3 protein-coding genes are annotated in these 8,605 nt (G+C 67.2%); 2 read left to right on the top strand and 1 reads right to left on the bottom strand.

The genetic code is table 11. The annotated features are described in order from the left end of the window. The coding region (locus AB0E96_RS34915) for a hypothetical protein (RefSeq protein WP_359829818.1) at window positions 1–200 on the bottom strand (200 nt) is incomplete at its 3' end. Between the two features lie 526 nt (window positions 201–726). Between AB0E96_RS34915 and AB0E96_RS34910 the strand changes: the two genes are divergently transcribed. Next, the gene (locus AB0E96_RS34910; protein WP_359829817.1) at window positions 727–7,749 is read left to right on the top strand and encodes an RHS repeat-associated core domain-containing protein; all 7,023 of its coding nucleotides are present in this window, start codon (window positions 727–729) and stop codon (window positions 7,747–7,749) included. Between the two features lie 229 nt (window positions 7,750–7,978). After that, window positions 7,979–8,458, top strand: a complete 480-nt coding sequence (locus AB0E96_RS34905; RefSeq protein ID WP_359829816.1) for a hypothetical protein — start codon at window positions 7,979–7,981, stop codon at window positions 8,456–8,458. The last annotated feature ends 147 nt before the right edge of the window (window positions 8,459–8,605 follow it).

The raw sequence follows: 8,605 nt of genomic DNA, 5'->3' as shown, positions 1-8,605 counted from the left end.
CCGTTCTGCTTCACCCGCTGCGGCTCGACGTGCTCGGTGCGGGAGAGGTGACCGGTCGGCGTCGCGAAGGTCTCGCTGACCTCGTCCGTCAACTCCGGGACCGGGACGGGCTTGCCGGTCTTCTGCGCCTCGGCGATCGCCCGGTCGGTCGGGCTGATCGGCGGCCTGTTGCCGGCGCGTTCGGCGTCGACGGCGTCCATCTTCGCCGCGAGCTCCGGCGGGATGGCCGAGGGACTGCCGGCCGCCCCACCGGCGGACGAGGCGTCAGCAGAAAGGGCGATGGTGGCCGACGGGTCGTCAGCGAAGGCGAACGGCGCGACCGAGGTCAGTGCCAGAGCGAGGCCGACCGCGGTGGCGACAGCGGTCCGTGACGGATATCTGGAACGGCTTGCTCCGGTTGTAGCTCCGGGCGGAGCGGCAGGCATGGCGAAGTACCCCCACGAGAGATGCCCCGATCGGACCCGATCGGGACAAGGATCTGACTCTGCAAAGGATGTGTGCAGAGGCGCCCAGCAAGCTACCGCCTGGGGTCAAAGGACCGTCAACTTCTTATTTTCAGAGGCGTGTCCGATTTGGTGGGGGCTCGCCGATTTTCTCGAATGTGACATCGATCACACCCTCAGCCCTTCCTCAAGTCGCTCGACCATTGGATGGTTTGTCCCCTACCCTCCTGCGAGATCCTGTCCGCGTCGATCCGCGGCGCGGACTCTTCTTGGGGGGTAAAAAATGTCTTCCGAAGTAGAAAGACCACCCGGTGAATCCGGATGGAGTGAGCCCCCATCCCGGTGGCGCAAGCCTCGAATGGCAATTCTCGGTTCCTTTGCCGTGCTGAGCATGCTGGCCGCGCCGCTCGGTACCGCGGTCGCCGCCCCCGCGGACGGAGGCAAGGGCAAGATCTGGTCGCCGCCGAACACGCCGCTCCAGCGGACGGCTTCGGTGCCCGGAGCAGCGGACAAGCCCAAGTCGTCCTCGCCGAGCACCGGTTCACCGGACTGGGTGCCACCGAAGAGTGCGACGCAGCCGAAGCACGGCACGGCAACGGTCACGCTGGACGCGCCGACCGACCGGAACACCGGGCCGGCGGACGGGCGGGATCCCGTCGTCGGAGCTTCGAAGCAGGCGGGCGACCTGCCGGTCTGGGTGGCTCCGGTCGCCCGCGCGGGCGATGCGGCTGCCGCCGCGCCCGTGCAGGTGAAGCTCGCGGCCGCACCGGGGTCCGGTCCGGACGCGGGCGCGTCGGCGACGCTGGTGACGCTGTCGCAGAACGGCGACGGGGCCCAGCCCGGGAAGGTCCGGGTGGGGCTCGACCTGGCATCGATGGGTGCCGGTGGCGACTTCGCGCACCGGGCCGGGCTGGCGGTCCTGCCGGAGTGCGCGTTGACGACGCCGGACGCCGACGGCTGCCAGGTGCGCACGCCGGTCGCCTCGCACTACGACGAGCAGGCCAAGCGGCTCGTGGCGGACATCGACCTGTCCGCGGCCGCGAACGGCTCGGCCGAGGCGCAGCACACTCAGGCCAAGTCCGCGGGTGCGCCGGCACTGGCCGCCGCTCCCGCGCAGGTGGTGCTGGCACTCACCGCCGCCCCTTCGAGCGGGACCGGCACCTACAGCGCGACGCCGCTGTCGCCGAGCCAGGCATGGGCGGCGGGCGGCGGCTCGGGGTCGTTCACCTACAGCTATCCGATCGTGACCCCGTCGACCCTCGGAGGTACCGCTCCCACGCTGGCGCTGGGCTACGACTCGGCGTCGGTGGACGGGAAGACGGCGTCCACGAACGCGCAGGCGTCGTGGATCGGTGACGGCTGGGATCTGAGTTCCGGGTTCGTCGAGCGTGGCTACCGGGTGTGTGACAAGGCCGGTATCCCGGGGTCCGGTGACCACTGCTGGGGTGGTGCGAACCTGACGCTGTCGCTGGGCGGACACTCCGGTGAACTCGTTCCGGAGGCCTCCTGCACGGCCGGCAACGGTGTCGACGAGCAGTCGAAGTGCACCTGGCACCAGAAGAACGACGACGGGACCAAGGTCGAGTTCCTGACCGGCGCCAACAACGGCACCTGGAACGGTTCGTACCTGAAGGTGACGGACACCGCGGGAGTGGTCTACTACTTCGGCCTCAACCAGCTTCCGGCGGCCGATGGTTCGCCGAGCAAGGTCGGCCCGGAGAGCAAGTCGGCCTGGACGGTGCCGGTGTACTCGCCGAACGCGGGTGACCCGTGCTATGACGCGGCCAAGGGCAAGGGTTCCTGGTGTCAGACGGCGTGGCGGTGGAACCTGGATTACGTGGTCGATCCGCACGGGAACCTGACCACCTACTCCTACACCCCCGAGACCAACGTGTACGCGCGCGGAGGCGCCCAGAACAGTGGGAAGGGCGCGAACACGTCGTACACCCGCGGTGGTGTGCTCGCCTCGATCGGCTACGGGCAACTGCTGTCCGACCAGCTCACCGCCGGCGGCACCTACCAGGCGGCGTCGAAGATCGATTTCGAATCGGGGGAGCGCTGCCTGGCGGCGGATGCCAAGGCCTGCGACCCTTCGCAGCGCACAGCGGCGAACGCGGTGAACTGGCCGGACGCCCCGCTGGACAAGCAGTGCCCGGACACCGGGACGTGCACCAATCTCAGCCCGTCGTACTGGTCGACGAAGTGGCTGAACGGGATCACGACGTCGATCCGCTCGGGCGGCTCGTACCGCCCAGTGGACCACTACGATCTGAAGCACGTGTTCAAGACGCCGCAGAACGCGACGGACAACGCGCCGATCGCCTGGCTGCAGTCGGTGAAGCGCACAGGCAAGGACACCGCCAACGGCCAGGCCGAGCAGGCGCTTCCGGAGATGACCTTCGCCGACGAGCTGCTGCCCAACCGGGTCGACGGCCTGGTGCCGGCACGTCCGCGGTACTACCGCCCGCGCATGGCGGTCATCAGTACCGAGACCGGCGGCTCGATCCTGGTCTCGTACGCCAAGGAGTCCTGCTCGCGCACGGCGGGGAGGATGCCGGCCGCGGCGGACAACAACGACAAGAGCTGCTTCCCGGTGAAGTGGTTCGACACCGGTGTGCAGGCCACGGTGGACGACTGGTTCCTGCGGTATCCGGTGGAGACGGTCACCGTCGACCCGAACGCCAAGCAGGTCACCGGCGCGGTGGCGACGACGACCTCGTACACCTACGGTGCGGCCGGGTGGCACCGCAGCGACAGTGCGCTGGTCGAGTCGGACTACCGCACCTGGGACCAGTTCCGCGGCTACGCCAGTGTCACCACGGTGACCGGCTCCGGCAAGGACGGGCCGCAGGCGAAGTCGACCACCAGCTACTACCAGGGCATGGACGGCGACTACAAGGCGGACGGCAAGGCCAAGGCCGCTTCCGTCGCGGGCGTGAAGAGTGGCGGGCGGGTCGACTCCGACTGGCTGTTCGGCCAGATCCTGGAGACGGACAGCTACGCGGACGTGTCCGCCGATCCGGCTTCGCCGCTCTCGTACACGGTGAACACGTACGAGGCCCCCGTTGCGAAGGCCACGCGCACCCGGACCGGACTGCCGGACCTGGTGGCCCGGTACCAGGCGACCAAGGTCACCTCGACCACCACGGCAGTGACCACGACCGGTACGCGCACCTCCTCGACCGTGACGGCCACCGACCCCGGTAACAACAATCGGCTCACTACCTCGCTGAGTACGGCCGACGGCACGCCGGATGTGTGCACCCGCTACCGCTACGCGGCCCCGGCGAACAAGCAGATGACCGGCCTGGTCTCCGAGGTCTTCGTGATCTCCGGTGCCAACGCCTGCACTGCGGACGCGTCGTCGGCCAACACGATTTCCGGCACCCGCACGCTCTACGACGGCCAGGACTTCGGCACTGCCGGAGCCAAGGGCGAGGCCACCGGGACCCAGGTCCTGGACCACTACGACGCCAATGGGGCGGCACAGTACGTCCTCAAGGCCACGGCAGGCTACGACACGTACGGCCGCACCAGGGCTGCCACCGATCCGACGGTCACCGACAAGGCCAACCCCGGCGGCGCGACCACGACGACCGTGTACAGCCCGGCGAGTCCGGGCGAGCTGCCGAACAAGGTGGTCACCGGGACTCCGGCTCCGGCCGGCGCGCCGGATGAGGGCACTCCCCGCACGACCACGGTCACGCTGAACCCTGCGCGCGGTCTGGCACTCACCACGAGCGATCCCAACGGTCGCGCAGTGACCAAGACCTACGACGGGCTCGGCCGTCTGAAGGCGGTCTGGGCTCCGGGACAGGACACGGCGGGCAACGCCAACGCCACCTACGACTACGCCGTCAACGGCATGTCGTCACCGTCCACCACAACGACGAACTCGCTGCGTCCGGACGGCAAGACCTACGGAAAGTCGGTGCAGATCCTGGACGGTCTGGGCCGCCTGGTGCAGACCCAGGACGATCCGGCGGTCTCCTCCTACCACGGCCGCCTGATCACGGACACGTTCTACGACTCGCAGGGGCGCGTCAACCGGAAGTACAACAACTACTACGAGGACACCACCACTCCGAACACCACCCGATGGATCCCCGACGGCGCGAGGGTGCCGAGCGCGAGCGTGATCCAGTTCGACGGCCTGGGGCGCGCGGTGAGCACCCAGTTCGTGGCGCTGGGCACGCTGCAGACCACGAACACCACGGCGTACCCGGGGGCGGATCGGGTCGACGTGTCGCCGCCGACCGGTGCGACCGCGACCAGCACGGTCACCGACGCCCGTGGTCGTACCACCCAGTTGTGGCAGTACCGGACGCCGACGGCGACCGGCAATCCGGCCGACGCCGACGTCACCACGTACACCTACAACGCGTATGGCCAGCCGGCGACCCGGGTGGACGCCGCAGGTAACAGCTGGAGCCTGGCCTACGACCAGCGCGGTCGTCTGGTGAAGAACGACGACCCGGACTCCGGTGTGTCGACACGTACGTATGACGCGGGCGGACGGGTCGCGACCACGACGGACGCGCGTGGGCAGACGATCGCGATGACGTACGACCTGCTGGGCCGCAAGACGGGTACGTACAGCGGAACGACAGACCCCGCGAACCAGCTGACCGGCTACACCTACGACACCGTGGCCAAGGGGCAGGCCAGTTCCTCGACCCGTTACGTCGGTGGTGCCGGGGGCGCGGCGTACACCAAGTCCGTTGGCGATTTCGACGCCGCCTACCGTCCGACGAAGACCACCGTCTCCATTCCCGGTAGCGAGATCGGCAAGACCGGTCAGGCGACCTTCGACTACACGGCGGCGTACAACCCGATCAGTGGCTCCATCATCGCTGACGGGCGCGCCGCGGCGGGTGACCTGGCCCAGGAGTCGATCACCTACAACTACGAGTCCTACGGCGAGCTCAACGACATCAGTGGGGCCGGCTACACCTATCTGCGGCAGGCGGACTGGGATGCCTACGGGCGCAACATCCGTACCACGATGAATCCGTGGGGTACGCAGATCGTCGCGACAAACACGTACGACGAGCCGACCGGGCGCCTGCTGACCCAGTACGTCGACAAGCAGACCGCCACCACCGGCACCGTCCAGAACACCACCTACGCCTACAACCCGGCGGGCCAGATCACCGCGATCCGGACGATCCCGAACAACACCCCGGCCGCGACCGACCTGCAGTGCTTCACCCACGACTACCTGGGCCGGCTGACGTCGGCGTGGTCGGACACAGGGAAGTTGGCGCAGCCGACGCCGTCCCTGGCCGGTCAGGGGGCGTGTGCGAATGCGACGCCGACCGCCGGTGCGGTCGCGCCGGCGAAGACGACGGTGGGTGGCAGTGCGGCGTACTGGCAGGACTACACCTACGACGCGGTCGGCAACCGCACCAAGCTGGTCATGCACAACCCGACCGGTGACACGTCGAAGGATCTGACGGTCGACCAGGCCTTCCCGGCCCCGGGCAGCCGCAACACGCCGACCACCGCGGCCGGCACGGGCGGCGGCACCGGCGGTCCGCACGTGCCGACGACGGTGAAGTCGACCTTCCCGAACAACGGCAGCACCCCCGGGAGCAACCAGTACGACGCGGCCGGGAACACCACGAAGATCGTCAACCCAGGCGCGACCAAGACGCTGGGCGCGGGCTTCGTGCTCAACTCCGGTGAGTCGGTGCGCTCCAACTCCACCCAGCTGACCATGCAGACCGACGGCAACCTCGTGCTGACCTCGCTGCGCACCGGCCTGGTGACCTGGTCGACCAACACCCAGAACCACCCGGGTGCCTGGGCGACCATGCAGGACGACGGCAACTTCGTGGTCTACGACCCGCAGCGCGTCCCGCTGTGGTCCTCGCAGACCTGGATCGGCGCGAACAGCAAGTACTTCGCGGTCGTCCAGGACGACGGCAAGTTCATCGTCTACGCGCCGGGCTGGGTGTCCAAGTGGGGCACCTCCACCTGGAACGCCGTCGACGCGGCCAACGGTACGGAGCTGACCTGGGACGCCGAGGGCAAGCTCGCCTCGATGAAGCAGGGCAGCTCCACCACCAGCTACGTCTACGACGCGGACGGCAACCAGGTGATCCGCCGCAACCCGGGCAAGGTCACGGTCAACCTCGGCGGCGGGGACGAACTCGTCTACGACACCGGCAACAAGACCAGCACGGGCACCCGCTACTACACCCTCCCCGGTGGGATCACCCTGGTCAGGCAGGGCCCGACCAAGCTCACCTACCAGTTCACCGACCACCACAACACCGGCACCCTGTCCATCGACTCGGCCACCAGCACCGAGACCCGCCGTTGGACCGATCCCTTCGGCGTCGCGCGCGGATCCGGCGCGACCAACTCCTGGGCCGGCGACAAGGGCTACGTCGGCGGCCTCAAGGACGACACCACCGGCTTCACCAACCTCGGCGCCCGCCAGTACCAGCCGAGCACCGGCCGCTTCCTCAGCCCTGACCCATTGCTCCTCCCCGAGGACCCACAGCAGTGGAACGCCTACGCCTACAGCAACAACAGTCCGGTCAACAAGACCGACCCCACGGGCATGGCGTGGGAAGAGTGCGTGAGCGGCTTCGCCAACTGCACCAATAAGGGCACCAAGCTTGATGAGAACGAATGGAAGGGCTCGAGGTACAACGAGATCGTTGAGGAGAACAAGAGGTCGGAGCCGCTCCGCAAGGCGGGCTATGCCGAGTACGTCAGGCAGAAGCTGACGAACACCCTTCCCAGCCCCAGAAAGGAGCAGGCGGTGCCCGATGGCGGGAAGGGTGTGATCGGTCATTCCTCAGAGATCGTGGCCCAGGATCCCATGGGCCCGGACAAGACGATCGGGAAGGACTTCGATTGGGCCACAACAGATGGTGTGCGCACCATGGTCATGACCACCACGGATATGACGCAGTGGAACAGGCAGATCGGCAAGAAGAGGGCGTCCAGCCATGAGATGAAGGGTGGTGCAGAGGCGAAAATCAAGGTCGGGCCAGTTGAGCTCGGGAGCGTGGACGGCGAGGCCAGCTGGGACTGGACCGAGGAGGACTCGGAGGACAAGACCGAGGGTGGAAGCAAGACCACGGCTAAGACGATCACGAAGAACATGAACGTCAAAGCCAATACCCTGTCGGGGTGGTCGCCCCTGGTCACTCGGCGGGTCTATCGGACCACCTACTATCACGAGGATGGAACTGTAACGTCGAAGGACTGGGTGAACACTTATATCCACAACTGGGTGGAGGTCATCTATGAGGACCGCAGCGCGGTTCGGGACGTCGATGAGCTCTAGCGACTCGTTTCGAGGTCGCTTCTAGGCGGGAAATCGACAGCTGATCGGAGAAGATGATGAGGGACGTGAGATGCTTTTGGTGAAGCTTCGTACCGTTCTCGTGGGCCTGCTGTTCGGTGCCTGCGCTTGCACTGGGGCACATGGTGGGCATGATGTTCTGCCGGATGCGCTGGTGAAACCCGAATCGGCTGGCGGGGAATCTCCAGGGTCGACGATGCCAGAGGACTCTATGCGGCAGATCCAGCAGTTGGCTGAGGAGAACGGCAATGCTCCGGCTGGTGGCGAGTTCACGGTCGCTAAGTACGACAGCGGCTACGGCCCGGAGCTGATCTGGCAGGCCGAGAAGACTGGTGCCATATGTTCGGCGTCACCGAAGGTTATCTCGCGTGGATGTGATCCATCCGCGGACATTGCCGCGAGGCGGAACCCTGGAGTCGGAACCTTTCTCGGAGGTAGTCTCCACAATGGCCAGTGGTCGGTCATGTTGATGGCCAGTGGTGAGACGATCAATCAAATTTCGTGCCAGGGAAGAAATATTCCAGCACGAAAGAGCTACTCGGTCGACGTTGGCGGTGTGCTACGCACTGTCTATACGGTGTCCATACCTCGAGACCTCCAAGGCGAGTATCGGGTGGCAGTCCAGCGCGACGGTGCGCCAGCCGAAGACCGTGTGGCTCTGATCGTGGACAGGGACCCCGTGGAGTGCTGAGGCGCCCTAGTCGGCATGCATGACAGTGGCGGGGGGGGGGGGGGGCCCCCCCCCCCCCGGGGGGGGGGGGGGGGGTTTGTGGGGCCCACCCCGGAACACAGACGAGGGGCGCCCCCCCCAACGAAAAGACGTGGTAGGGGGGTGGGT

It is taken from the genome of Kitasatospora sp. NPDC036755 (assembly GCF_040636595.1).
In the GTDB taxonomy this organism is placed as follows: domain Bacteria; phylum Actinomycetota; class Actinomycetes; order Streptomycetales; family Streptomycetaceae; genus Kitasatospora.
Note: the sequence above shows the minus strand (reverse complement) of the source record. Positions and strands in the feature narration are given on the sequence as shown.